Consider the following 24,105-nt stretch of genomic DNA (forward strand, 5'->3'; position numbering starts at 1 on the left):
TTTAACCGGCTTCTTCTTTTACCAGCAGTCCGGATGCACGCTTAAGTCGTTTCAGGGCAAGCAAGGTTGCGCGATGGGCTTGTTGCTCGAGCGTGGGGTCTGATTCGAGTATTTTCCTAGCCGCTGCGCGCGCTCGCTCGAGGAGTTCGGCATCGCGTTTCAGGTTGCCAAAGCGGAAGCCCACGACGCCAGACTGGCGTTGTCCAAAGAGCTCTCCTGGCCCGCGCAGTTGCAAGTCCTTTTCAGCAATCTCGAATCCATCTGAGCTTTCACACATAACCTCTAGTCTTGATTCAGCTTCTTCGCTTTGAGCCTCGTGGAGCAAGAGGCAGGCACTTGGCTGCCCTCCACGTCCGATGCGGCCTCTCAACTGATGAAGCTGCGCTAGCCCAAAGCGTTCAGCGTGCTCGATCACCATCAGGTTTGCGCGCGGGATATCCACGCCAACTTCGATCACGGTTGTGCTGACCAGGATTTGCGTTTTCCCTTCGACAAAATCAGCCATCACCTGTTGCCGAGAGGCATAGTCCAGTCGGCCATGCATAAGGCCCACGCCTTCTTTATGAAAAAGACGACTGAGTTCAGCGTAGCTCTCTTCTGCTGCACGGAGTGGCATGGCTTCGGAAACCTCGATGGATGGACAGACCACAAAAACCTGACCGCCTTTATTGAGTGCACGCTTAATAATATCGATGGCACGGTGGCGCTCGGCTACGGGGATCATCTTTGTAACAGGCGCTAGCCGTCCGGGCGGCATTTCGTCGACAACGCTTGTTTGAAGGTCCCCATAAAGAGCCAGTGCGAGCGAGCGCGGTATGGGCGTGGCCGTCATAACCAACAGGTGCGGAGCGAGTCTGCCTTCGGGGCTTGCTTTTTTAACGAGGCTAAGACGCTGCGATACGCCAAAACGATGTTGTTCATCCACTACCACGAAGCGCAGTCGCTTAAAGACGAAATCTTCGTTCATTAGCGCGTGTGTTCCCACGGCGACATGGATTTGGCCGGATGCGAGCGACTGTTTTAGCTCTTCTTTATGCTTGGATCGCATGCCGCCTAACACCAGCTCGACCCTTACATCCAAAGGCTCTAGCAGCTCTTTTAGCGAGCGGTAGTGTTGTTCAGCCAAGACCTCGGTAGGCGCCATGATAGCGACTTGGGTTTTGGCGGAAACCGCGTAAACCGAAGCGAGCGCTGCGACTGCTGTTTTTCCGCAACCGACATCGCCTTGGAGCAGGCGTCTCATGGGCGCATCTCTTTGCAGGTCTGTGATGATTTCCTTTAGCACTCTGCTTTGCGCTGATGTGAGTTTGAAAGGCAGGCTGCTTTTCAGACGCTTCACTTTTGCAGGCTCACCTTTGAGAGCTTCCGCTTCGTAGTCCCCTTGAGCTGCTCTTCGTTCATGAAGCGCAAGTTCCAGCAAGAAAAACTCTTCGTAGGCCAAGCGTTGATGATAGATGCTGGAAAAAGAATTGAGCGCATCGACTTCATCCAAACTTAGTTCATTCGAGGGAAAATGCAGCGCTACGAGCGCATCGTAAAGAGGCATGAGACCCTCTTCGTCTCGCATGGACTGTGGTATTGCATCTAAGATGTCATCCTTGCAGCGGTTGACGGAAGCTTGAATGGCTTTGTGCAAAGCCTTGCTCGGCACCCCTTGCATATCTGGATAACGGGTAATGACGGCGGCGTCCGCTTGCTCACTGTCGGTGAGCACTGCGGTGTCGGGGTGAGCTGCTGAGAGCACTCCCCGGTAGCGTTCAATACGGCCACTGACTCGAACAACAGCGCCATGCCGGTACTTTTTCAGATGATTGGGGAAAGCCGAAAACCATACAAGTCTTAAGACGGCATGGGGGCCATGCGGATCACTGGGCAATGGCGCTAGGCTTACCTCTGCCATGCGCCGGCCACGTGCATAGATCATTCGAGAGCCCAAAACAACGCCCATACTAACCTGTCGCTTTCCTTCTTCAAGCTGACTTAAGGGGGTGATCTGTCGCTCATCGACATAGTTCCGCGGTAGGATGAGAGGCAAATCACCGACCTGACATAGGCCCCGTTCGCGCAGTACGGCTCCCACGACCTTACCGATGCCAGGTAGTGTTTCGATTGCTGCTTCTGAGGGGATTGTTTTTCGATTCACTTCCAACGCACGGAGACAATTTCGTAGTTGCGAGTGCCGCCTGGTGCTTTGACTTGGGCTTCGTCGCCCTCATGTTTGCCAATGAGTGCTCGCGCCATGGGGGAAGTGACCGAAATCGTGCCGTTGGCAATATCCGATTCATCCGCGCCGACAATGCGGTATTCCACTACTTTGCCCGAATCGATATCTTCGAGTTTAACATAGGCTCCGAAACGGATTTTATCGCCGCCCAGGGTTGATGTGTCGATCACTTCGGCGCGCGCGAGTCTGTCTTCGATCTCCACGACGCGCTTCAACCATGCCTTGTTTTTCTTTAGCAGCATGGTACTCGGCATTCTCTTTAAATCGCCGTGTTCGCGCGCAATACCAATCTCTTGTGAGATTTTGGGCCGTTCGATTTCCGTAAGCAACTTAAGTTCTTTTTTCAGAGCAGCATGCCCCTCAAGTGTCATCGGTACCTTGTCCATAGCGTCCCGTACCTACCTTAGTCTCCTTTGTCAACGCTCAAAACACCTGTTTGCTAGCGCAAGAACAGCAAGAAATAGGGCTCGAAAGGCTGCCGTTTGCTCTTGGGTTCGGGGGCGAGCAAGGCTATAGTCCAGCGGCTATTATGACCGAGCAGCAGTTTTCTCAAAATGTGCGCCATCTGGAATATCAGGGCAAACATATTTATCTTGTAGGCACCGCCCACATTTCTCAAAAAAGTGTCGAAGAGGTGAACTACGTTATCGACACCCTTAAGCCCGATACGGTTTGTGTGGAGTTGGATCAGCTTCGTTACGAAACCCTCGTTGATGATCAACGATTTCGAAAGCTTGATTTGTTTCAAATCATTCGAGAAAAGAAAGTGCTGTTTGTGATGGCCAATTGGTGCTCTCGGCCTATCAGCGGAGGCTCGGTGCTTTGCTTGGTGTAAAGCCTGGCGCGGAGTTACTCGCCGCTACCGAAAAAGCAAAAGAGCATGGCGCAAAGCTCGTGTTAGCGGATCGGGACATTCAGGCTACGCTCAAGCGTACCTGGCGTAACCTTTCTTTTCTAAACAAGTTCCGACTGGTTTCGGTGATGTTTGGTGCGTTTTTCACAGCCAACGAAATTACCGAAGACACCATTGAAGAGCTCAAGGACCGAGACAGCTTGAGCGATGCGATGAAAGAGTTCGCTAAGGCCATGCCTCAAGTGCAAATTCCCCTTATTGACGAGCGTGATCGTTACTTGATGAGTTCGGTTCAAGAAGCCGAGGGGCAGACCATCGTCGCTGTGGTGGGCGCAGGTCACGTCGAAGGCATGGTTAGCTACCTGGGCCACACCATTAATAGACGGGAACTAACCGTTATTCCTCCACCTTCGCGATGGACGGCTTTGCTCAAGTGGATCATCCCCGCCATCGTACTTGCGGCGTTTGTCGTAGGTTACCAAAAACATGCGGGTGAGACACTAAGCGCCATGATCTACGCTTGGGTGTTGCCCAATGCCGTCGCTGCGGCGGCACTTAGCCTTTTGGCAGGCGCTAAACTATGGACAGTGCTTACTGCGTTTATTTCATCGCCCATTACCTCGCTTAATCCCACGATTGGCACGGGCATGGTTGCCGGTTTTGTTGAAGCCAAGCTTCGGCGTCCCACCGTGGAAGATGCGGAAGGTATTCAAGATGCCATGATGAGTGTTCGCGGCATTTATGCAAATCGCTTTACGCGCGTTCTGCTTGTTGCCGTGATGTCTTCCCTAGGCTCATCGCTTGGGGCATGGATAGGCGCAACCTGGGTCATATCGTTGCTCTAGTGCTCTGTCTAAAAGCGATTGACCGCTCCACCTTAGTTCGAAGTGGCCTGCAGGCACTCTCGAGTCGCGCGCCAAATATCGGCTCCCCCCGTCCTCCTGCGCGATTGCTTGCAAAATAGAGGTTGAGGCCATCTGCGCTTAGCGATGGTGTTGCCTCATTTCCACTGCTGTTGATATTGGCAACAAGTGAAGGCGTGCCGAAAGCGCTACTAAGCGTGCTGCGTGTTGCGGTCCAGATGTCGTTTTGCCCAACACCACCAGCGCGATCACTGGTGAAGAAAATCACTAGACCGTCACGCGAAAGTGAGCTGAAGCCGTCATCTGAACTGCTTGCCAATTCCGCTACCCGTGTTGGCGCAGAGAAAGGCACGGCGTCTGATGTTCGTGTGGATTGCCATATGTCAAAGCCGCCGGAACCTTGTGGCTGGTTTGAACTAAACATTAGCAACAGACCATTGTCGATCAACGATGGATCCAGCTGTGCCGAGTCTCCGCGATTAATATTAACAAAAATATCGTTTGTTGCGACAGTGAAACTGCTCTGCAGGCTTGTGCGAGTGGCATACAAAAGATTTCCATCGACCCCGAAGTCTATCCAAGAGTCGTAGGCTAGGTTGAGGTCTCCGTTCCACAGCGAAGGGCTATCGTTTGCTTTGCTGTCGTTTACGGCCGAAAGGCTAATGGGTGAGGAAAAAGCATCGTTTGTGCTAGCGCGACTGGCAACGTAGATATCCGCATCGCCCTGCCCTCCGCTTTTCCAGGATGCAAAATACAAGCTAAGATGATCTGCGCTTGGCGCTGGGTCCCATTCATCCGATGAAGAGTTGACGCCGCTCCCGAGGTTCGTCGGCGTTGAAAAAGGCCCATAGTAACACGTGCAACTACCGTTCTGACAGACATTGCTTTGGCAATCGGTTGTTGCGTTGCACTGCTTTCCCAGGTCGCATGGTGGACAGCTTCCGCCGCAGTCCACATCGCTTTCATCCGTGTTTCGGATTGCATCGTTGCAGCTTCCGATACTGATACCGCTGTCGTTCAATGTGCTCCCTGCATCAACATCGATGTCTGAGTCAGCAACTTGCGCATCGTTTCCAGCGTCGTGTTCCTGCAATGGTGCATCAAAAGCGTTGCACGCTCCGATTAGGCTCGCTGAAGCCCAAAAAATGAAAACCTTAAGCACTAACTTAGTATAGCCCCTAAATGTCTTTCAGCTAACAAACACGCATCCGATACCGAGGTGTGTGTGAAACGCGTGAACACCATACATGTGATCCCAAGACGCTGATCAACGCAGTAAAATGAGCTGGCTTTTGTGCATGAAGGGAGTAAACTCTGCTAAACTTAGGGCACGGTGCAAATACCACCCACCAGAATGCAGCTGGATTCTGTGCCGGAACCGATTCCGGACCGCACAGGTCTAGTGCTTCAAGACCGATACAAAATCGTTCGCAAACTCGGCGAAGGCGGTATGGGTGAGGTGTATGAGGCGGAGCATCTTCTGATAGGTAAACGCGTCGCAATTAAGTGTCTGCATCCACAGTTCGCGCGTGACCCTCGTGCGTTGGAACGTTTTAAACGTGAAGCGCGCACTGCTTCGATGGCAGGCAATGAGCATATCGTTGATGTTAATGATCTTGGCGTGCTACCAGACGGTTGTCCGTACATGGTGATGGAGTTTCTCGCAGGCCGTGAGCTTGCTGAGTTGATCGAAGATGAAGGACCCTTTTCCGTCGGTAGGTTGGTACGGATTGTTGAACAGGTGTGTGAGGCGCTTAGCGTCGTGCATGCGCAAGGCATCGTGCACCGTGACCTAAAGCCGCAGAATATCTTGATTGTTAAACGCAAGGGCAATCGCGACTTCGTGAAGATACTTGACTTTGGTGTCTCGAAAGTTCGCGAAGGCACCGATTCGATTCACAGCAGCTTAACGCGTACGGGCGCGCTGATTGGAACGCCACACTACATGGCGCCGGAACAGAGCAAGGGCTCAAAAAACACAGATCATCGTGCTGACATCTACGCTTTGGGCGTAATTATGTACCTGGGGCTAATCGGTAAGGTGCCTTTCGACGGCGAGACTCTTCCTGATCTCATTATGAACATAATGACAGAGGAAGCTGTGCCGCCGTCTCACATCCGTTCGGATCTTCCCACAGAGTTTAGCGAAATAGTCATGCGTGCTTTCGCAAAAAATCCGGATGACCGCTTTGCGACAGCGGCTGAGCTTGCAGAAGCTCTCGCGCCGTTTCGGGATATCGACTACATCCCAACCGTGAGTGACTTCGGCCGTGCCGATACAGACCCTCCAGTTCGCGCCATCGTACCGCGTACATCCGAACGTCCCGGCCCCATGCCCGGCGCTCGGATACAAACAATTTCCCATGTACGGCCAACACCTAGTCGCACTCCAATCCCAGCGCTAGGCGATAGCGCAAAAGCTTTCGTTGCGGGGTTCTTGCTGCTTGGAAGTATCGCTGGAGGCCTGATGTATTGGCGAGCGTCTACGGACGGCAACGCTTCGGAGAGCGAGCAGGCTTTGATTATGCAGCCAGGTGCACCTGCTGAGATAAAAAGCCCTGAGCCACCTCCGCCGCAAGACCGCGTGGCCATGCCCAGTGAAAAAGTTCGTATTCAGATTTCTGCCTCGCCGAGTGATGCCAGAATATATATCAACGGTGACTGGTTTCCGAATCCGCTTGATACCGAGCGGCCTCGTAGCCCTGATCCGGTGACAATTGAAGTGAAAAAGGAAGGCTATCAAAGCATGCGGCAAGCGGCCTTGTTTGATAACGATTTGGAGCTAAAGGTTGATTTAAAGCCCATTGCTAAGACTCATGTGCGACCTAAACCTACCCCCAATATCCCTAATGTAGCAGAAAGCTCGACGCGAACACCTCAAATACGGCAAACTGAGAGTCGTGAACGTAAAGTCCGCAAGAGTTTTTAAGCTTAGTTTAGCGTGTTTTCTTTGGATTAGCCTTGGCGCTTCTTTGGGAGTGGTGCATGCAAAGGATCACCCTAAGCAAAGGAAAGGTCGAAACCCGGCGGCGGCAAACCTTATCGAAGCGAAGCAACGGTTTAGCGAAGGCGTGCAGCTTGTAGAAGACGGCAATCACGAAGCCGCGATTGTTGAGTTTGAAGCATCCAACCGTTTGGTTCCGCGTCCCAATACCTTATACAATTTAGGCTTGAGTTACGAAGCTATTTTTCGTTACGAAAAAGCGCTTGAATACTATAAAGCGTATCTTCGTCAAGCTGAACGCGATGATCCGGACCGCCCTTCAGTCGTGAAAATTATCAAGCGTCTAAAAAACCGTTTGGGCGCACTTAATATTGAAACGACCCCAGCCGCCGAGGTTTGGCTTGGCGATCGGAAACTCGGCCTGGCACCTGGTAAGTTTTTGGTTCCGTCTGGGCGGCACGTGCTTGAAATTCGAAGCGAAGACTTTATTCCGGTAAGAAAACAAATCGACGTACTTGCCCGAAGCACGCAAAATATAGCGTTCAAACTCAAACCTGCCCAAATCACAGTGAAAGAGACTACCGGAATCTCGCCGGTGTGGTTTTGGACGGGCGTCGGGCTTACCGTCGTTAGCGCTGCGATTGGCAGCTACTTTGTCTTGCGTACGGTGAGTCTCAACGACGATGTTAAAAACGCAAACCCTCTGCTTCCTCTTGGCGAACAAATCGAAGAAGACCGCGATGAAGCAGCCCTCTATGCTGATATCTTTTTAATTTCTGCCGGTGCTCTTGCCATAGGCACATTGTTTACTGCTTTCTTTACACGCTGGACTGACGACGATAGCAAGCCTGGCAAAGACCGCGAACATGCTCGCCGTCCCACAATCACTCCATGGATGAGTTTTCAAAGCGCCGGCCTGGAACTAAAAGGTGAGCTCTAATTTTTTCTAAAGTTAATGACGTTTCAACCGTCGCTTGAATCTTTGTTTTCCGCTGGCCTGGAAACGAAAAAAATTGTTAACGTCCCAGCGGGCGTCGCTGTCTAGCGTCCATCCTTTGTGCAACGAAGCTTTCGGTGCCTTAACGAATAACGCAGTTCCATTGGAGGGTCGCTCATGGTTAACTCAGGTAAAAACCCGTTTTACGATGTTGTCATTATGGGCGGCGGTCCTGCGGGCGCAACATTAGCTGCGCTCTTGCGAAATCAAACAAAACTGAGCGTTTTGCTTTGCGAAAAAGAAAAATTCCCAAGAGAACATATCGGAGAGTCCTTCGCTAATCGCGTCATCCCGGGACTTGCGCTTAGCGGCGCGCTTGAAAAGGTTTTGGCCAGTGACTGCTATGTAAAGAAATATGGCGGCTACTATCTTTGGGAAAAAGATAAGCCAAGTACAACATTTTTTGAGCATACCGCTTGGAAAAAGGACGGTGTTCGGCGGTGGACTATTCACTGCAACCGGGCCGAGTTTGACGCGATTTTGCTCGAGCATGCCGAAAGCTGTGGGGTTGAAATATGGCAAGGTGCCGAAGTCACCCGCTACGAGAAACAAGGAGAGCTTAATAAAATTTCGGTTGCAAACCGGGGTGATGTTTATTGTCGTGTCTTTGTTGAAGCGGCAGGTAGCGACGCAGAAGCCATCTCTCTGAGTATCAAAACATTGCTATTTGGAACCATGTCCTTGGCGGCAAGCCAGCTCAAAGCCTTGACTACGATTGGAACATTTTTCGCAAAGACAATCTCTCGTCCATTGCCAATTTTGCCTTTGAGGATGGATGGTTCTGGTACATACCGGTTCCAAAAGTCATCAACGGAAAGCGGCAGCTTACACACTCGTTGGGACTTGTAACTGACCCGGCTGTGCTCAAGCGAGGTAAGCCCTATATGGATTTCAATGAAATCATTAAAGCAGCGCAGAGCGTGCCAGTGTTTAATGAACTGATTTCCGACGTTGTTCCGGTAGGCGACAAAGTAAGTACAGCTACAAACTACTCGATGATTAGCGAAAGACTTTGCGACTATGAAAATGGATGGATGTTGGTTGGAGATTCCGCCTATTTTGTGGATCCGCTGTTCTCATCTGGCGTCACTTTTGCGATTGGACATGCTCTAAGTGCCACGCTTGCGATTCGTTGCTTCTTCGATGAAAATTACTCGCGGGATGAGAAACGAGATATTTGGACTAGCTACAGTCGAGGTTGGAAACATATTGGCTCGAGTTTTGCGACGGTGATCGATCAATGGTATCATGCGATAGCCAACAATAGCCCAGGCAGCATGTTTTGGCGCGATCGAGCTTCGAAACTAAGTCCTCAGCTGCGAGACCAAACCTTTCAGGCCATCGTCGATACCGCGGTGAGCCCTGATTTGTTACATGTTCTTACCCGTGGTTCTGGCAATCTCGAAGACCTTGGTACCGAAACGTCAGCTTCTCAGCAGACCCTGATTGGTGAACATGCCCACTCGACTGATGTGTTGACGCTTGAAAGCGGAACCCAGGTTAAGAAAACTTATTCGGCGGGAGTAAATTACAACGTCGGAAATACGGATGGATCAGCGAGCCCCCACGTACGGGAGAGAATCGCTAGCTTCTGGAGAGACCCTGTTAAAAACGTATCCAGTCTCCCTCCTCTTTTTGGCAAGCCCGTTCCCTGTGCTACCATCTTTTCTCCCGACCACGAGTCGATGGCGGTTGAGTATATGGAGGACGTGGAAGAGGGGTTCGAAGTATGCCGTCTTTTGCAGGAAGAGCGTTATTCCTATGCCCAGCTTAGCAGTCGGCTTAGTTCGGCTCAAATGGGATTGGTGGGTCAACTGATCGTTGCGGGACTTGCGAAAAGCAAACAATCCGATGGGATTAGCCCCACGCGAACGGTCTAAGGGCGATGAGCAATCAGCAAAGACCTAGACCGGGAAAGCTATCGGAACGTGTCGTAGAACAAGGGTTTCCTCAGCATGTTTTTGGTTATGCTTTGGAAGATGATCTCGTGTTGTACTACGGCTTTACGGAAATAGTTTTTTTGTATCTCACCGGTGAGTTGCCAACATCCGAAAAAGCTAAGGCTTTCGATACTGCGATGATGTTGCAGTCGCCGATTTCAGTTCGCGAGGCACCTGCTCATGCTGCCATGCTGGCTCGACTCATGGGATCCCATTTGGCCAATGTGACAGGCATAGGAAGCGTAGCTTTGACGGAATGGGCTCGCTCTGTGACCGAGCAGCATCAGGAATTTTTAGAATGGTTGAATAAGCCGAACAAGGTATTGCCGGCGTGTGCTTATAGCGATTCAAGTGATAGTCGACAGTATAGAGAGATGTTAGTCGCACGTCTGGCTAAGGAAAATATTTCTATTGCCACTTTGGAACGCTCACTAAGTGCTGAGGCTGCACGCTTGGCTGTGTTTCACTGGGCTGGCTTGGTTCTTCCAGATCAAATGCTAGCGGCACTAGTGGTCGCGCGATTGCCGTGCGCTATAGCACAAGCGCTATCCCATTTGCCGAGTGAACTCATGAACTATCCGGCGAACATGCCAGAATTTCAGTATGAACGATGACTAAGCCTGTCACGATAAAAACCAAAGTCGGATTCTCTGATCTAGAAAAAGGTGAGAACTGGTATTTCGGATATCCGGTTTTGGCGGAACTGGCGGGGAGAACGAGCCTTACGGGGTTGAGCGTTCTTGCGTCACATGGGAAACAACTTTCGCTAAGCGAGCTTCGTGTGATTGACGATATCGCCACCGTAAACACAACTCCCGACCCACGCATTTGGCCTCTGAAGCTAGTGCGCCTTGTTGCGTCGTATGGTCACACCTTACCAGCCTTTGCCTGCATAAGCCTTGGGCTTGAGTCCGTCGCGATAGGTCCTTGGGAATATGGCACTGCAGCTGAGTTTTTGCTTGTCGTGGACAGAGCATTGGGCGATAGCGAGCCGTCCGATAGTGCAATAAAGCAAATTGCGCAAGCACATATGCTAAAACACGGACGATTGCCTGGGTTTGGGGTTCCTATGCGCCCTGTGGATGAACGCGTTCCAGTACTGCGCAAATGTCTCCTGGACAATTCGATGCGACATGAAAAGCGATACTGGAAACTATTTGAACGTCTGTCTCTTGTCGTACGCGAGTCTTTTCGTATTCAGGCACATATTTCAGGGGCTAGTGCTGCGGCCATGTTGGACATCGGATTGAGTCCCCGGACGATTTCCCTAGCTTCCGTCCTTAGCTATCAACACGTATTTATGGCGCATGCAGATGAGGGCGCGCAACAGTCTCTTTCTTCGCTATGTGTGATAGAATTGGATAAACTAGAGTTTAATTGTCCTGAACACCGAGTAAGTGATCGAAAAAAGAAATGGCTCGGTGCCTAGGCAAAATTAGATACACTTTTGCTGTTCATTGATTGGTGTGGCAATCTAGCCGCCGTGGGAAGAGGGTCGATAGAGCATGCAAGCGAAGGTTGAACAAGCAGCTCCTTCCAATACCGCGGATGAAAATGATCCGGCGGAAATTACCATCAAGGTTTTGTGGTGCCCTGCTCAGTACGTGGCCGATATGCATGGCGATGAAGCTTTGGATGAACTTGCTGCTCGAGCTAAGCTGTCCCGAAGTGATTTAGAAGGACAATCTTCTTGGATAAGCTTTCGGCAGGTAGGGGAATTCCTAAAAGGCGTTAGAGAGCTTACCGGCAGCGATGAATCCTATATGAATGCGTGTATTTATCGAATTCGCGATTCCTATGGTCCTTTGCGCTTTATCATATGGGCCGCTAGTCCTGACACGATACTGCGACTTGCTGCAAGAACGCTTCGTCTGTTTTCTTCCGTGAGCAAATACGAAGTGTTGTCTGAAGGCCGTAACTCGATACGATTAAAATATACCACGAGTGTGAAGGAGCATCGTTTGGTGTGCTTGTCTCGCCAGGCACAAACTGCGGCTCTGCCTACTTTGTGGGGGCTGCCTTCTGCTCAAATCAATGAGACGAAGTGTGTTGCTTGGGGCGATCCCTGCTGTGACTTTGAGTTGCGATGGTTTCGTAGAACTCGCCGCTTTACCGTGGCACTCGGTGGTTTGCTGGGTTTAGGATTATCCGCGCTAGCAGTGGCATGGCAGCCCTCTTTGTTGCCGGTGGTTGCCACGGTAGCTCTTAGTGCTTTTGGAATTGCTGCGGCTCTAGCTTGGGAGTTTCGCTCAACCTATCAAGCAAACCTTGGCGTAGGCAACGAAACACAGACCGCTTTGGAGCAGGTGGCGCAAGATGAAGCCGAAGCTCGCCAAGAAGTGATGGAGTTCAACCGTCGCCAACGGCAATGGACGCAAATGCTCGAAGAGCAAATACAGGAGCGCACCCAAGCGATGCAGGATGTTGTTGGGAAAATCCAGCGTATGCGCGAGGAGCGCGTAACAAGCTTGAGGGGATTTTCCCATGATCTTAGAAACCCGCTATCGGTAATGCGATCCAATATTGAGTATTTACGAGACTATGCAGAGAAGGTTCCCGACGGAAACGACGTACTTGATGATATTGATAACGCTACTCAAAAAATGGAGTTGATGCTCAATGAGTTGATGAATGTTGCTTCCGCAGAAACAGGTATGGTCAACTTCGTTCCTGAACGAATTGATATCGCGCCATTGACCGATCGATTGCGCCGACGTATGCGGGCTTTAGTTCATGGACGCGATATCCGTGTCAGCGTGCTTGCAAGCCGAGAAGCTCCGGCGTTTATCACGAGCGATCCACTTATCATCGATCGGGTGCTGGACAATCTAATGACAAACGCGGCCAAGTACACGGAGAGCGGAAGCGTCGTTATCGAGGTCGGTGGTTCCCCAGAAGTGTTTACGGTAAAAATTTCTGACACGGGCCGTGGAATTCCTAATGATAAAATTAGTAAGATTTTTCAGCCTGGCGGATCCGATAAGAGCTCCAGAGCGCGCAATAGTTTTGGTGTCGGGATGTCTGTTGTGGTGAAACTTTTGTCTCAGATTGGTGGGCGGCTTGAAGTGATGTCTCGCGCGGGTCAGGGTACAACCTTTTGGGCTCATTTCCCGCATGAATTGCGTGAGCGAAGCATTAGCAGTGCACCGGAAGGCAAAGATTATGATGAGTTGCTCCCAGTAGTGGTAAAAATTCACCCACCCTCCCCTTAGCGCTCTTCATTATTTGCTTGCTAGCTGCCATGAATCGATAACCTTGTGGATGTGTTCTGTTGATACCTCAGCAATGCGCAGTACTTTGTTCCGATGTCGTTGTCCCGAAATTAGTGCAATGGTTTTTTTGCTAACCCCGAGCTGCTTCGATAGAAAAGCAATTAACTCCTTGTTTGCCGCGCCATCAACTGGTGGTGCATTGAGCGCAACTTTCAGATAGTCGCCTTCAACACTCAACGCCCTTGTATTGGAAGCTCGTGGATTAACTCGAATACGCAAATGTATTGCATTCTCTTTCTGGTAAACAAAGGGCAGTTCGTCCATGGCTAATCCGACGGCATTATTTACGCAGTATGTTCTTGGCAATCACCATGCGCTGAACTTCGCTGGTGCCCTCACCTATTTCGCAAAGCTTTGCATCTCTTAGATGACGTTCCACAACGTATTCGCGCGTGTAGCCGTATCCGCCGTGAATCTGTATGGCGTGATTGCATGCTTCAGTAGCGGCTTCGGAGGCGTAAAGCTTTGCCATTGCTGCTTCGTTTGTATAAGGCTTGCCTTGATCTGCTAAGGATGCAGCTTTCCAGGTCAAAAGCCGAGCGGCATCAAGTTTTGTTCGACTGTTTGCGATCATCCATTGGATGGCTTGGAAGTTCGCAATGGTTTTGCCGAACTGTTCGCGTTCTTTTGCGTAGCTGATTGCTCGCTGCAACGCTCCTTCGCCGAGGCCCAATGCAAGCGAGGCGATGCTGATGCGTCCTGTGTCGAGTATTTTTAGCGTGTCGATAAAACCAGAATTGAGTTCACCAACACGTTGCGAGTCATCAAGCGCGACATTTTCAAGACTTAATTCAACGGTCTCACATGCACGCATGCCAAGTTTTTTTAGATGCTGGCTCACGGTAAATCCGGGCGTGCCTTTTTCCACCGCGAAGGCTGTGATTCCTTTTTGTTTTTTCGACGGGTCGGTTACAGCCATCACCACGCAAACTCCCGCACTTGCGCCGTGTGTGATAAACTGTTTGCTGCCATTTAGGAGCCATTGTTTATCTTGCTTTATCGCGCGTGTTTGCATGCTGCCGGCAGCATCGGAGCCTGAGCTGGGTTCGGTAAGCGCCCACGCACCGAGATATTCACCTGATGCAAGTTTGGGTAAGTACTTCTTTTTTAATTCCTCGCTGCCAAAGGTTGCAATGTGTGAAGAGCCAAGGCCATTGTGTGCAGCTACGCTCAATCCAAGCGAGCCATCTTCGCGACCAATTTCTTCGACAACAATTGAGTACGCAAGCGTATCAAGTCCAGCACCTCCGTATTCTTCCGGTAAGCGAATGCCCCAAAAGCCCATGTCGCCAACTTTTTTAACAATCTGAGTAGACATTTCTTCAGCCTGATCCCAGCACACCGCTTGCGGTCTCACTTCTTTTTGAGCGAATTCCCGTGCGTTCTGTTGAATCGAAGCGTGTAGATCATCAAGTTCAAAGCGCATGAGACACTGTATTAAGCTGCTTTAGGAATTACGTGGCTTCGCACCCACTGGATGATTTCCTCCAGGGGTGTGCCGGGAGTAAATAGTTCGTGAACGCCCTGGTTCTTGAGTACTTGGATGTCGTCTTCAGGAATGATTCCTCCGCCAAACACAAGGATGTCATCGGCGCCTTGTGCTTTGAGCGCTTGAATGACTGCTGGAAACGAGGTGGTGTGTGCTGCGGACATAATAGAAAGGCCGACGGCATCCACGTCTTCCTGCAGCGCTGCAGACGCAATCATTTCTGGCGTTTGATGAAGACCCGTATAGATCACCTCAAAGCCAGCATCACGCAGCGCGCGTGCAACAATTTTCGCACCGCGGTCGTGCCCGTCCAGCCCTGGCTTGGCCACTAAGATTCGAATGCGTCCAACGTTCATGCCTTATGGAATTATTGCAATCGCACCGAACATTAGCAAGTGAAAGAAAACTTAAAGTAATCAGATGTGGTTAGTTGCCCACCTTGCGGCTTCTCTTACATGGGATAGACAGCATGTTTTTTACGTTTTGAGCCGTGTATCTTTTGTCGGTACAAGTCGAAACGTGCGATGAGTTCAGAACGAAGTGTGTCACTTGGAATGACAGCGTCCACGACAAGCTCGCTTGCCAACTTTAAGAGATCGACATCTTGCCTGTACCGGTCCTGCTCCGTGTTTACGAAGCTTTCACGCTCTTTGCCATCCGGTAACTCCTGTATTTTTTTGTAGAAAACCGCGTTGACTGCTGCGCGAGGTCCCATGACGGCGATAGAGGCTGAAGTAAGAGCAAGGCAGCAGTCCGGCTCAAAAGCTGGCCCGCACATCGCATAAAGACCAGCTCCGTAGGCCTTGCGAACAATTACGCTAATGCAAGGAACCGTAGCTTCGCTTACCGCGCAGACCATTTTAGCTCCGGCGCGGATGATGCCTTGCTGCTCCACAGCCGAGCCAATCATAAAACCAGGCACATCGGCGAGATAGAGCAAGGGGACGTTAAAGGCATCGCATAGCTGAATGAAACGTGCGGCCTTGTTTGCGCTGTTTGGGAAAAGAACTCCGCCAAGATGTTTGGGCTGGTTGGCAACTACACCGATTGCATGACCATCAAGTCGCGCAAAACCGGTGACAATTTCTTGAGCATAAAGTTCTTTTATTTCAAAAAAACTATGCTCGTCGATGATAGCTTCGATCACTTGCATCATGTCGAAAGCTTTGTTTTCATCTTTCGGAATAACGGACTCGAGGGAGCCGACGCGTGTCGCTTTTTTGCTAGAGACCCTCGGCGGAAGTGTTTCGCAGTTTTGAGGCATATACCCAAGGTAGCGTTTGGCCATTTTGAGAGCCTGCTCTTCGTCTTGCACCAAAATGTCACCGCAGCCTGAGGTGCTGCAATGCATGCGCGCCCCGCCCATTTGCTCGAGGCTTACTTTTTCCCCGATAACCATCTCAGCCATGCGTGGGGAGCCTAGATACATCGAGGCGTTGCCTTCAACCATGAACACCACATCGCAAAATGCAGGAATGTAGGCCCCCCCTGCAGCGCTCGGTCCAAACAATAGGCAGATTTGAGGCATCACGCCGCTGAACTGAACTTGGTTGTAAAAGATGTGTCCGGCTCCGCGTCGTCCGGGAAACATGTGCAGCTGATCGGTGATTCGAGCGCCTGCAGAATCGACAAGATAGAATACGGGGCATCGAAGCGTCGCTGCGCCTTGTTGAAGTCTTAATTTTTTTTCAACTGTGCGCTTCCCCCACGATCCAGCTTTGACCGTGGAGTCGTTGGCAACGATGGCAACTGTGCGTGCATCGATTTTCGCAAAGCCTGTCACAACGCCGTCTGCGGGCAAGTCTTTCTCAACATGGTTTGCAAGTGTAGCGTCTTCGATGAACGAATTTTCGTCGACCAGCATCTCGATACGTTTGCGGGCAAAGAGTTTTCCCTTTTGCTTGTTTTGCTCGTGGTATTTATCTTTACCGCCCACCTGAACGGTCTTGATAAGTTGCTTTAGCTTTGAGTCGGTAGTCATGGCTTTATTATATGCGTGTGTGTTTGAGTTCCTTGCCATCCAGGCGCATGATGCTTCGCACCCGTAGCATCAGAGTGCCATGCGAGTCTATCAAGCGACCTGCCAGCCACTGCAAGTTGCCGGATTGCATTTCTTTGAATAGTAAGTCTATTTCGGATGGCGCATCGGCACTAGCGAGCGGAAGAGGCATGCCTGCTTCATCAAGCGCGTAGGCGCCCGCGGCAGTCTGTTCAAGCCGGACAGGCTTGATCCAGACAAACGGCTCCGCAAGTCCTGCAAAACTATTGATCGCGTTTCGGTAAAACGGCAAAAGTTCTTCAAATTGCGTATTGGCCATCGATTCGATGCGCGACCAGTCTGCAAACGGTACTTTGCCCGACACGACATATTGCAACAAGCGAATGCGCCGTGGGACACCGGGATAAACTTGGGCAAGCCCGACGTGAACGATTCGCGGACACGGGCCCGATGAGGCCCCATCGCCTCCCTGCAAACGCTCTTCACGAAACACCTCGCCCGATAGAGTGTCTACAAAGTATCTACGTTCTAGGGATGCTCGTCTTGTGCCAGAAAGCCATTCTCGCGCAATCTCGATCAAGACTCGGTCTTGCATGCGTTCGCTGATGGACGAGTCAAATCCTCGTGTTCCAAACCATGCAGCCAGTCGCGCCCGCCCTTCTTGTTTATGATCGTTCAAGTCTCGTGAAATCTGTGCGCCGGCAAAGAGTTGCGATGCCAGTTGATCTGCGTCGTGTTGCGAGATGGCGCGTTTGACTCGACCAAGCCAGCGTTCAAACCCAAGTGGATGGGGTTTGGGTGCAACGTGGACCAGTCCCGTGAAGTTGTCTTCTACCGATGGAGAATCCACCGCATCGACTCCGGCACGCACGGCGGAAGTCGCAAGCTCGTTGAGTCGCGCTGCAAAGGAGGTCGTGTCTTCTATGGGTGGTCGATCAAGGCTCGGTATGGTCCGATACACGCCAGTAAGGCCGGATTTTTCCCGCGTAATTTCGCCTTCCAGAGAAGCGGTTTTTGCTTGCGCTTGTTCTTCCTGTCCTAAAACCCACTGCATCGTTAAGAGCACGTGCTCACACTCCGCTCTACCGCAGGTGCAACTGTGAGCAACGCTCTCGGAGCGGTATTGGAGCGCGACAATTTCCGTCTGGCCCTTGTATCGCATGCTCAGGGTAATGCCATCAACAAAGGCCGAAGGCAGAGAGGTCGGATGCAACTGTTTGTAATGACCGAGCGATTTTTCGAGCAGAGCTTTCAGCGACTGACTCATGACGCATCTCCAAGCTGGAAGCTGTCACGTCGTCGCCGTAGTTCAAAGAGAATCGATGGCGGCGCAAAACGGAGGTCCAGAGCCAGCACTTCATCGATGATGCTTCTAGCGACATCGCTTCGGCCTTCTTGCTCGATTTGTTCTGCGCGGCGCAAAAAGCATAGCGCTAAGGTTCGTGCAACGAGTGGATTACGCTCAACATGGAACTTGTCTGCTTCGATGGACCGGCGAAAGGCAGAAAGTGCTTGCGCATAGCGTTCCTTGCGAGAGTGAATCATAGCAATCGATAAAAGAGGATGAACCCAGCCCGGCCGTCGGGAGGCTGCCCCTTCAAAGCGTGCGATAGCACGACGGGAAAAACCCAAAAGCATCCAAAACCAGCCACGGATATAGTCCCAGTAGCTTCGGATCCGAACGCTGGCAGGATCACGTTTGGCGGAAAGCTGTGCCTTTGAGACCGCCTGAAGTGCAAAGACAACGGTTTCGCTTTCCGGAATTTCTTCGCCACGTAAAAATAAGCGCTCGCGTACATCGTATAGAGCATCTTCGACTTCTGCACGAATGCTCGAAGCGCGCGGTGTTTGCAACATGTCTCTGAGCGGAATCAACGCGCGCAAATCGCCGATGCGTCCGAGGGTTCGCGTGGCTGCTAAGTTTAGCGGAAGGTCGTCTTCCTCCAAAAGTAAGGCAACGGTTTCAACATCTTCGCTGCTCCCAAGGGTCTCGAGTCCTTCGAGTACAAGCAAGAGCTGTGTTTTGTCGCGGTCGGTGAGATGTCCTTTCAGAAACTCCCTGCCCCGGACATCGCCTTGTAGGCCCAATGCCGCCGCTAAAATCAAGCGTTCGCGCACTGAAACGCTTCGTTCGAATGCGGAGGCTAACGCGGGATGAACCCTTGGATCGTCAATGCGGGCAAGACAGCGAGCGGCCTCGGAACTGGTGTGAAAATCATTGCTTTCCAGAAGCACACATAACGAAGGGACGATGCGTGAATCGCCGCAGTAGCGGAGTGAGACAAGCAACGCAAGTTGGTCTTCTGCATCTGCGATACCATCGCTGCCCTCTAAAACGGATGATAGATAGCAGAGTGTGGCATTGGAAAGATCTTTTGTGCGCAGTCCAAGCTGGGCACGTTGATCCACTGGCATCATGGCAAGGGGATTGGTGTGCACGCTGCCCTGCCAAAAGCCTTCCACATCTTTTTCCGTCTCCTCGGCAATGCGTTTCCATCGTGCTTGTTCGGCGCGCGCTTTGCGACCCACGGCGCCTGGGAGCATGCGCGAGACAAGGCCCAGTTCATAAGCGATATCGAGGTCTCGATTGTTTTGAATTGCATCAGCCAGTAACTTGAGCGCCTCATTGGGAACATCGTGCCGGATAATAGTCTCGATGCGTTGTGCCGCTGCACGTCGCAAGCGAAGCGATCCGGCATGCAGGATCGCAACGAGCGTGCGAATGTCGGAGATGTCCTCAAGTGCGCTCGTGCCTTGGTTGATGCTGTTGGTCAGCCGATCCAGCAGCGACTTGCCTTCGGCACTGTGCATCACCTTGCTTTCATCGACGGGCGGTCTGGGGTCCTGTTTTTTCTCGGGGCTGATGGAAAGCTGTTTTAGATTTTCGGCGGTGATGCCTCGCAACAGTTCATAAGCGACATGATTGTCTTCGGCGCTCTCATCTAGCCCTAGAAGATCTCGGGCTAGACCTGGGCTCTTGCCCACTCCCTTCTGAAAAGTTTTTTTTAGTTCCAACAAGTCCATGCGCGTTATTTTCCAAGTCGAGTCATGACTTGTTGAAGGTCTTGCCAGACAATGCGTTTGTGTTCGGGGTTGCGAAGCAAATAGGCTGGATGATACGTGGCTATCATATCAATACCCTGCCACTGACTCCAGCGTCCACGCCAACCGCTGCCTGACTCAGGTACCGCACCAAGAGCTTGTGCCGCACACCTGCCAAGTGCCACGATGGCTTTGGGTTGAACCGCTCTAATCTGTGCTTCGAGGAAGTGTAAACAGGCGGCGCTTTCGTCAGGAAGCGGTGTTCGGTTTTCAGGGGGCCTGCATTTTACCACGTTGCATATGTAGACTTGTTTGGGTTCATAGCGCATTGCGTTAATCATGCGATCAAGGAGCTGCCCTGCTTTTCCTACAAAAGGAAGGCCCTGCTGGTCCTCATAGTAGCCGGGGCCTTCGCCCACGAACAAAAGATCGGCTTTATCGTCACCGCGGGCGAATACGCTTTTCGTGCGACCTTTATGCAGAGGACAAGCCCTGCACTCTGCGGCCAGTTTAGCGAGCTCTTCAAGACTCTGGCTCATGCCTTGCTGCTCTTGGGTTTTGGCGGGTTGCGTAGGTAAAAGCTCGACAAAAGAGAGCATGGGCAGTCGGTGCTTGCTCATTTCCCACTGTAGGTGTGCGTGCGCTTGTTCAGCAAGGCTGCCTGCCGCTGGCTTTGTCTTGATGGATTGTGTCATTGCATCCCAGCTGAGGAATTAGCGAAAAACAAAGGCCGTGTGAACCGGGAAAGGCGCGAATTAATTCCGGCAAAAGCAATAAAGATAAGGAAAATCCAGCTTTTGATTTGGATCAGCATGAATAATCCGTATATAATCAGTAAAAGGGAGGCTTCCTACGTGAAATCGCATGCCAGGGTGCTTGTGACGGGTGATACCAACGTTGGCATCAAACGAAACCACAACGAAGACAATTACGCGATTCTCGAAGAGGACAACCTCTACATCGTTGCAGATGGTATGGGAGGTCATGCCTGTGGCGAGGTCGCGAGCAAACTTGCTATCGCAACATTGCGGGATTTTTTTAAGGCAACCAGTGCCGATCCAGAAGCGACTTGGCCTTACAAGATGGATCGCAGTCGCGGCTACGAGGAAAACCGACTCATCACTGGCATCAAGTTAGCGAATTTGCGAATTTTTGAATCCCAGCAAAAGGATTCCAAGCTTCGCGGTATGGGCACGACGCTTGTGGCCATTTCGGTAGGAGAATCCGGCGTGTATGTGGGTCACGTTGGTGATTCGCGTGTTTATCGCTTGCGTGATGGATACCTTGAGCAGCTCACCGAAGATCATTCGCTTTTGAACGATTACATAAAAATGCGTAAACTTTCAGAAGAAGAGATAAAGAATTTTCCGCACAAAAACGTCATCGTACGCGCGCTTGGCATGAAAGAGAACGTGCGCGTTGATACCATTCTGGATCAGCCACGCGCAGGTGATTTGTACATCCTGTGTAGCGATGGCTTGAGTGGGCCGGTCACGGACGAAGAAATTAAAGATATCGCAATCAACAACCCGGACCTAAAGAAACTTACCCAAGCATTGATCGACCGCGCCAACGAACACGGAGGCCCGGACAACGTTACCGTTGTAGCTGCACGTTGGTTGGGATCCGGCTAGCATTGCTCGTTCCGCGATCGGGCGGGACTCTATTCTCGGTCCATAGTGAGCCTGTGTTTTGGCGTGATAATGCTGTTGGTTACGCTTTGCCTGATCTGGCTTCGTGGCCAAACAATGCAGCGCGATAGTTTAATGCCTTCTGTGAGGCTTACATTCTTTCCGATGATGCAGCGGTCGAGTTCAATGTCTCGCGAAAGTGGCATGGTTTGTTTGTCGATGATGTTGCTGCCGGATAGCTGAATACTTGGCCATGCTGCGGAATCTTCGAGCAGCGACATGTTCGCTTCAAAATAGCTCGTCGGGGTGCTCACTTCATGCCATGGGTTGCTATCGAGCATGCCAACAATCGTTTCTCCGCGCTCGAGCCATGGCACATAGCCCTGGCGAATCACGCATCCGGCGTCGGGCAGCTGCTCTATCGCTTGCTTTGAGAGAATGTGAACGCCGGTAAACATGCAACGTTTTAGCGCTGGATCGACTGGCTCTTCGTTTCTAAGAATGCCGCATACCTTGCCATCGCTTCGCAGGTCGATAGCGCCGTAGTGGCTACCCTCGGCGCGAGCCTGAAGCAGCATCGTAGCGATAGCGCCGCTTTGTTTATGCAGCGCGATGGCTGAGCTCAAATCCGGCTGATAGACGAGTTTTCCATTGAATACGACGATTGCATCGTCTGGGTCTGTGCTGTCCAGCAAAAAAGCCCTGGCATTCTTCAGTCCGCCGGCAGTGCCAAGGATCTTCTGTTCGTGAAAAAAGGCCAGATTCACATCGGGCGGGACAAAGCCTTGCATGTGCTCGCGTAGCTCATCCGAGAGATAATGGCTGTTGACCGCAATGTCGCGTATGCCGTGCATGCTTAGGGTTTCTAAGGCAAAAGATATGACCGGTCGCCCCGCCACCGGGACGACGGGTTTGGGCAATAGTTCGCTAAGAGGCCTAAGACGCGTTCCAAATCCTGCAGCTAAAACCATGGCTCGCATTCGCTGAAGCTACCTAGCTTAAGCGTCTGTTGCAAAAAATCCCGCCGGAATGCCGGTGTTGGGGCTATTTTGCGCTTGCCGCGTTTTATGAGACAACAGTGCATGATTAAGCAAACTCAAAACTGGGCCGGTCTTACGACGCACGTCTTATGCGACTCTGCTGATGAGCCGGCAAAAAGAGTCTACGTGCTGTTTCATGGCTTTGGCGCGCCTGGCACGGATTTAGTCGATTTGCATCAGGTGCTCTACGCTCCTGCTGGCACAGCCTTTGCCTTTCCAGAGGCGCCGCATAGCCTCGGGCGCATTTTCGGACCGGTGGAATCCAGAGCGTGGTGGCACATTGATCTTGAACGTTTTGCTAACGCTACAAGCCCAAAAGCAATTGAAGCATTGTGCAACGAGTTGCCTGAAGGGGTGAAAGAGCTACGCGAACAGATGGTTGCGTTTTTCCAAACGATGCAAGCTCGTTTTAAAGTCAGCATGGAGCAAACTATTTTGGGTGGTTTTTCCCAAGGTTCAATGGTGGCACTCGATTCGGCCTTAGCGCTCGATTCGCGCGTGGGCGGCTTAGCCTTGCTATCTTCCAGTATTATTGATGGCAAAGGATGGGATGCGCACGTTGCCAAGTTGGACGGTGTGCCTGTGTATCAAAGTCATGGCACTCGGGATCCGATTCTTCCAATCGGGGTGGCTGAGACCTTAAGGGACAGGCTCAGCAAAGCCGGAGCGAAGCTAAGTTGGCATGCCTTCGAAGGCGAGCACGGCATTCCGCTCGAAGTCATCCAGGATCTGAATCGTTTTCTGGCCACTGTTTGAGGCGCAAAGCCGAGCGTACGCTTTGTTTACGCTTTGTTTTCGAACTGACCCATGGCGCGGAATTTTTGGTAGCGCTGCTCGCGTAGAGCGTTGGCGTCGAGCTTCTTTAGCTCGGATAGGTGTTGAGCAAGCGAGTGTTTGAGACTTGTTGCGGTTGCACGTAAGTCTCGGTGAGCTCCTCCAGCGGGCTCCGTGATCACTTCATCAACCAAACCAAGACCTTGTACTTCCGGTGCTCGCAGTTTGAGCTGCTCGGCGGCATCTGGTGCGCGTGCCCCATCGCGCCACAAAATCGACGCACATCCTTCTGGAGTAATCACGCTATAGGTTGCGAATTCGAGCATCAGAATGCGGTTAGCAACACCAAGTGCTAAAGCGCCGCCAGAGCCCCCTTCTCCAATTACAGTCGCAATAATCGGAACCTCAAGGCTGGCCATGACTATAAGCGAGTGACCGATGGCTTCGCTTTGGCCGCGCTCTTCGGCTCCGATGCCTGGATAGGCTCCGGGTGTATCAATAAAAGTAAAAATAGGTCGACTGAAACGATTTGCCAGCTCCATAATACGGCAGGCCTTACGGTAGCCTTCCGGGTGGGCCATTCCGAAGTTACGGTAGACTTTTTGTTTCGTGCTGCGACCTTTTTGTTGCCCGATAATGGCAACATGCTGATCATTGAAACGTCCGAATCCTGCGATGATCGCGGGATCATCGCTAAAACGTCGATCGCCGTGCAATTCTTGAAAGTCGGTGAATATGCGGTCGAGATAGTCACGGAAATAGGGTCGGTCCGGATGTCGACTCAACTGCACTTTTTGCCAAACATTAAGGTCGGCATAAATGCGCTTCTGCAGTTTTTGCGCTTTTTGCTCTAGCTTCTCAAGGTCAGCACCAACGTCAGCATGCGACGCTGCCACTTTCTTGAGCTTATGGATGCGCTCTTCAAGTTCGTATAAAGGTTTTTCAAAATCTAAAAAAGCCACAGCTAAAATTCCACTTTAGCCGTTCGCTCGACCTCAAACGGTTCGTTGTTGGTTTCGCAAACGACTTGATAGATT

Annotated in this window: 22 protein-coding genes and 1 pseudogene; 11 read left to right on the plus strand and 12 right to left on the minus strand. The window is 51.4% G+C overall.

Annotation, left to right across the window (positions count from 1 at the left end; translation table 11 throughout):
- Window position 1: 1 nt before the first annotated feature.
- Both recG and greA read right to left on the minus strand, forming a co-directional pair.
- On the minus strand, window positions 2-2,143 hold the full coding sequence (recG, locus tag IPJ88_12660) for an ATP-dependent DNA helicase RecG (GenBank protein ID QQR89061.1): 2,142 nt from the start codon (window positions 2,141-2,143) through the stop codon (window positions 2-4).
- Window positions 2,140-2,610 (minus strand): annotated as a pseudogene (gene greA / locus IPJ88_12665) (transcription elongation factor GreA). Before greA ends, recG begins: the two are co-directional and overlap by 4 nt.
- 143 nt (window positions 2,611-2,753) lie before the next feature.
- Here greA and IPJ88_12670 point away from each other — a divergent pair.
- Window positions 2,754-3,059, plus strand: coding sequence for a TraB/GumN family protein (locus tag IPJ88_12670; GenBank protein QQR89062.1), 306 nt, complete (start codon window positions 2,754-2,756; stop codon window positions 3,057-3,059).
- Window positions 3,047-3,922 (plus strand): TraB family protein, encoded by an 876-nt coding sequence (locus IPJ88_12675; GenBank protein QQR89063.1) that lies wholly within the window; start codon window positions 3,047-3,049, stop codon window positions 3,920-3,922. Before IPJ88_12670 ends, IPJ88_12675 begins: the two co-directional genes overlap by 13 nt.
- Here the strand turns inward: IPJ88_12675 and IPJ88_12680 are convergent.
- Window positions 3,906-5,102, minus strand: a complete 1,197-nt coding sequence (locus tag IPJ88_12680) for a PD40 domain-containing protein (protein QQR89064.1) — start codon at window positions 5,100-5,102, stop codon at window positions 3,906-3,908. The genes IPJ88_12675 and IPJ88_12680 overlap by 17 nt on opposite strands.
- Window positions 5,103-5,294: 192 nt before the next feature.
- On the opposite strand from IPJ88_12680, the gene IPJ88_12685 reads away from it, so the two are divergent.
- The 7 genes from IPJ88_12685 to IPJ88_12715 all read left to right on the plus strand — a co-directional run bounded on the left by IPJ88_12685 (window position 5,295) and on the right by IPJ88_12715 (window position 13,033).
- Window positions 5,295-6,869, plus strand: a complete 1,575-nt coding sequence (locus IPJ88_12685; GenBank protein QQR89065.1) for a serine/threonine protein kinase — start codon at window positions 5,295-5,297, stop codon at window positions 6,867-6,869.
- Window positions 6,841-7,824 carry a PEGA domain-containing protein gene (locus IPJ88_12690; protein QQR89066.1) on the plus strand — a complete coding sequence of 328 codons (984 nt, stop codon included), beginning with the start codon at window positions 6,841-6,843 and terminating at the stop codon, window positions 7,822-7,824. Before IPJ88_12685 ends, IPJ88_12690 begins: the two co-directional genes overlap by 29 nt.
- A 174-nt stretch (window positions 7,825-7,998) precedes the next feature.
- Window positions 7,999-8,730 carry a tryptophan 7-halogenase gene (locus IPJ88_12695; protein QQR89067.1) on the plus strand — a complete coding sequence of 244 codons (732 nt, stop codon included), beginning with the start codon at window positions 7,999-8,001 and terminating at the stop codon, window positions 8,728-8,730.
- 35 nt (window positions 8,731-8,765) lie between these two features.
- Entirely contained in the window at window positions 8,766-9,761 is a 996-nt protein-coding gene (locus IPJ88_12700; GenBank protein QQR89068.1) for a hypothetical protein, read from the plus strand.
- A gap of 5 nt (window positions 9,762-9,766) precedes the next feature.
- Window positions 9,767-10,435: a hypothetical protein gene (locus IPJ88_12705; protein QQR89069.1), complete on the plus strand. Its 669-nt coding sequence runs from the start codon at window positions 9,767-9,769 to the stop codon at window positions 10,433-10,435.
- Complete coding sequence (locus IPJ88_12710; protein ID QQR89070.1) at window positions 10,432-11,250, plus strand: hypothetical protein; 819 nt, start codon at window positions 10,432-10,434, stop codon at window positions 11,248-11,250. Before IPJ88_12705 ends, IPJ88_12710 begins: the two co-directional genes overlap by 4 nt.
- 76 nt (window positions 11,251-11,326) lie before the next feature.
- Window positions 11,327-13,033 carry a HAMP domain-containing histidine kinase gene (locus IPJ88_12715; protein ID QQR89071.1) on the plus strand — a complete coding sequence of 569 codons (1,707 nt, stop codon included), beginning with the start codon at window positions 11,327-11,329 and terminating at the stop codon, window positions 13,031-13,033.
- Window positions 13,034-13,042: 9 nt separating this feature from the next.
- On the opposite strand, the gene IPJ88_12720 is transcribed toward IPJ88_12715, so the two are convergent.
- The 7 genes from IPJ88_12720 to IPJ88_12750 form a co-directional block, all read right to left on the minus strand.
- The gene (locus tag IPJ88_12720; GenBank protein QQR89072.1) at window positions 13,043-13,357 is read right to left on the minus strand and encodes a YggU family protein; all 315 of its coding nucleotides are present in this window, start codon (window positions 13,355-13,357) and stop codon (window positions 13,043-13,045) included.
- A gap of 16 nt (window positions 13,358-13,373) precedes the next feature.
- Window positions 13,374-14,519 (minus strand): acyl-CoA dehydrogenase family protein, encoded by a 1,146-nt coding sequence (locus tag IPJ88_12725; GenBank protein QQR89073.1) that lies wholly within the window; start codon window positions 14,517-14,519, stop codon window positions 13,374-13,376.
- An 11-nt stretch (window positions 14,520-14,530) separates the two neighbouring features.
- Complete coding sequence (locus IPJ88_12730; protein ID QQR89074.1) at window positions 14,531-14,938, minus strand: cobalamin B12-binding domain-containing protein; 408 nt, start codon at window positions 14,936-14,938, stop codon at window positions 14,531-14,533.
- Window positions 14,939-15,033: 95 nt separating this feature from the next.
- A complete protein-coding gene (locus tag IPJ88_12735; protein QQR89075.1) occupies window positions 15,034-16,563 on the minus strand; it encodes an acyl-CoA carboxylase subunit beta in 1,530 nt (509 codons plus the stop codon).
- A 7-nt stretch (window positions 16,564-16,570) separates the two neighbouring features.
- On the minus strand, window positions 16,571-17,848 hold the full coding sequence (locus tag IPJ88_12740; GenBank protein QQR89076.1) for a hypothetical protein: 1,278 nt from the start codon (window positions 17,846-17,848) through the stop codon (window positions 16,571-16,573).
- The gene (locus tag IPJ88_12745; GenBank protein QQR89077.1) at window positions 17,845-19,605 is read right to left on the minus strand and encodes a HEAT repeat domain-containing protein; all 1,761 of its coding nucleotides are present in this window, start codon (window positions 19,603-19,605) and stop codon (window positions 17,845-17,847) included. The genes IPJ88_12740 and IPJ88_12745 overlap by 4 nt, the downstream gene beginning before the upstream one ends.
- A gap of 5 nt (window positions 19,606-19,610) precedes the next feature.
- The gene (locus IPJ88_12750) at window positions 19,611-20,318 is read right to left on the minus strand and encodes a uracil-DNA glycosylase (GenBank protein ID QQR89078.1); all 708 of its coding nucleotides are present in this window, start codon (window positions 20,316-20,318) and stop codon (window positions 19,611-19,613) included.
- Between the two features lie 117 nt (window positions 20,319-20,435).
- Here IPJ88_12750 and IPJ88_12755 point away from each other — a divergent pair, with 117 nt between their 5' ends.
- On the plus strand, window positions 20,436-21,257 hold the full coding sequence (locus IPJ88_12755; protein ID QQR89079.1) for a Stp1/IreP family PP2C-type Ser/Thr phosphatase: 822 nt from the start codon (window positions 20,436-20,438) through the stop codon (window positions 21,255-21,257).
- A 29-nt stretch (window positions 21,258-21,286) separates the two neighbouring features.
- Here IPJ88_12755 and IPJ88_12760 read toward each other — a convergent pair whose 3' ends face one another.
- Window positions 21,287-22,225, minus strand: a complete 939-nt coding sequence (locus IPJ88_12760) for an NTP transferase domain-containing protein (protein QQR89080.1) — start codon at window positions 22,223-22,225, stop codon at window positions 21,287-21,289.
- Window positions 22,226-22,336: 111 nt separating this feature from the next.
- Between IPJ88_12760 and IPJ88_12765 the strand changes: the two genes are divergently transcribed.
- A complete protein-coding gene (locus IPJ88_12765) occupies window positions 22,337-23,050 on the plus strand; it encodes a hypothetical protein (protein QQR89081.1) in 714 nt (237 codons plus the stop codon).
- 26 nt (window positions 23,051-23,076) lie between these two features.
- On the opposite strand, the gene IPJ88_12770 is transcribed toward IPJ88_12765, so the two are convergent.
- Window positions 23,077-24,039, minus strand: coding sequence for an acetyl-CoA carboxylase carboxyltransferase subunit alpha (locus IPJ88_12770; GenBank protein ID QQR92037.1), 963 nt, complete (start codon window positions 24,037-24,039; stop codon window positions 23,077-23,079).
- Window positions 24,040-24,105: the final 66 nt, after the last annotated feature.

It is taken from the genome of Myxococcales bacterium, assembly GCA_016699535.1.
Classification (GTDB): Bacteria; Myxococcota_A; Polyangia; order Polyangiales.

Bases quoted from the DNA above. Each gene is read 5' to 3' on its own strand.
- IPJ88_12735 (QQR89075.1), bottom strand. From the start codon at position 16,563: ATGACTACCGACTCAAAGCTAAAGCAACTTATCAAGACCGTTCAGGTG.
- IPJ88_12730 (QQR89074.1), bottom strand. From the start codon at position 14,938: ATGAACGTTGGACGCATTCGAATCTTAGTGGCCAAGCCAGGGCTGGAC.
- IPJ88_12760 (QQR89080.1), bottom strand. From the start codon at position 22,225: ATGGTTTTAGCTGCAGGATTTGGAACGCGTCTTAGGCCTCTTAGCGAA.
- IPJ88_12705 (QQR89069.1), top strand. From the start codon at position 9,767: ATGAGCAATCAGCAAAGACCTAGACCGGGAAAGCTATCGGAACGTGTC.
- IPJ88_12670 (QQR89062.1), top strand. From the start codon at position 2,754: ATGACCGAGCAGCAGTTTTCTCAAAATGTGCGCCATCTGGAATATCAG.
- IPJ88_12715 (QQR89071.1), top strand. From the start codon at position 11,327: ATGCAAGCGAAGGTTGAACAAGCAGCTCCTTCCAATACCGCGGATGAA.
- IPJ88_12750 (QQR89078.1), bottom strand. From the start codon at position 20,318: ATGACACAATCCATCAAGACAAAGCCAGCGGCAGGCAGCCTTGCTGAA.
- IPJ88_12765 (QQR89081.1), top strand. From the start codon at position 22,337: ATGATTAAGCAAACTCAAAACTGGGCCGGTCTTACGACGCACGTCTTA.
- IPJ88_12695 (QQR89067.1), top strand. From the start codon at position 7,999: ATGGTTAACTCAGGTAAAAACCCGTTTTACGATGTTGTCATTATGGGC.
- IPJ88_12745 (QQR89077.1), bottom strand. From the start codon at position 19,605: ATGGACTTGTTGGAACTAAAAAAAACTTTTCAGAAGGGAGTGGGCAAG.
- IPJ88_12725 (QQR89073.1), bottom strand. From the start codon at position 14,519: ATGCGCTTTGAACTTGATGATCTACACGCTTCGATTCAACAGAACGCA.
- IPJ88_12720 (QQR89072.1), bottom strand. From the start codon at position 13,357: ATGGACGAACTGCCCTTTGTTTACCAGAAAGAGAATGCAATACATTTG.
- IPJ88_12685 (QQR89065.1), top strand. From the start codon at position 5,295: ATGCAGCTGGATTCTGTGCCGGAACCGATTCCGGACCGCACAGGTCTA.
- IPJ88_12755 (QQR89079.1), top strand. From the start codon at position 20,436: ATGAATAATCCGTATATAATCAGTAAAAGGGAGGCTTCCTACGTGAAA.
- IPJ88_12710 (QQR89070.1), top strand. From the start codon at position 10,432: ATGACTAAGCCTGTCACGATAAAAACCAAAGTCGGATTCTCTGATCTA.
- IPJ88_12740 (QQR89076.1), bottom strand. From the start codon at position 17,848: ATGAGTCAGTCGCTGAAAGCTCTGCTCGAAAAATCGCTCGGTCATTAC.
- IPJ88_12700 (QQR89068.1), top strand. From the start codon at position 8,766: ATGGATTTCAATGAAATCATTAAAGCAGCGCAGAGCGTGCCAGTGTTT.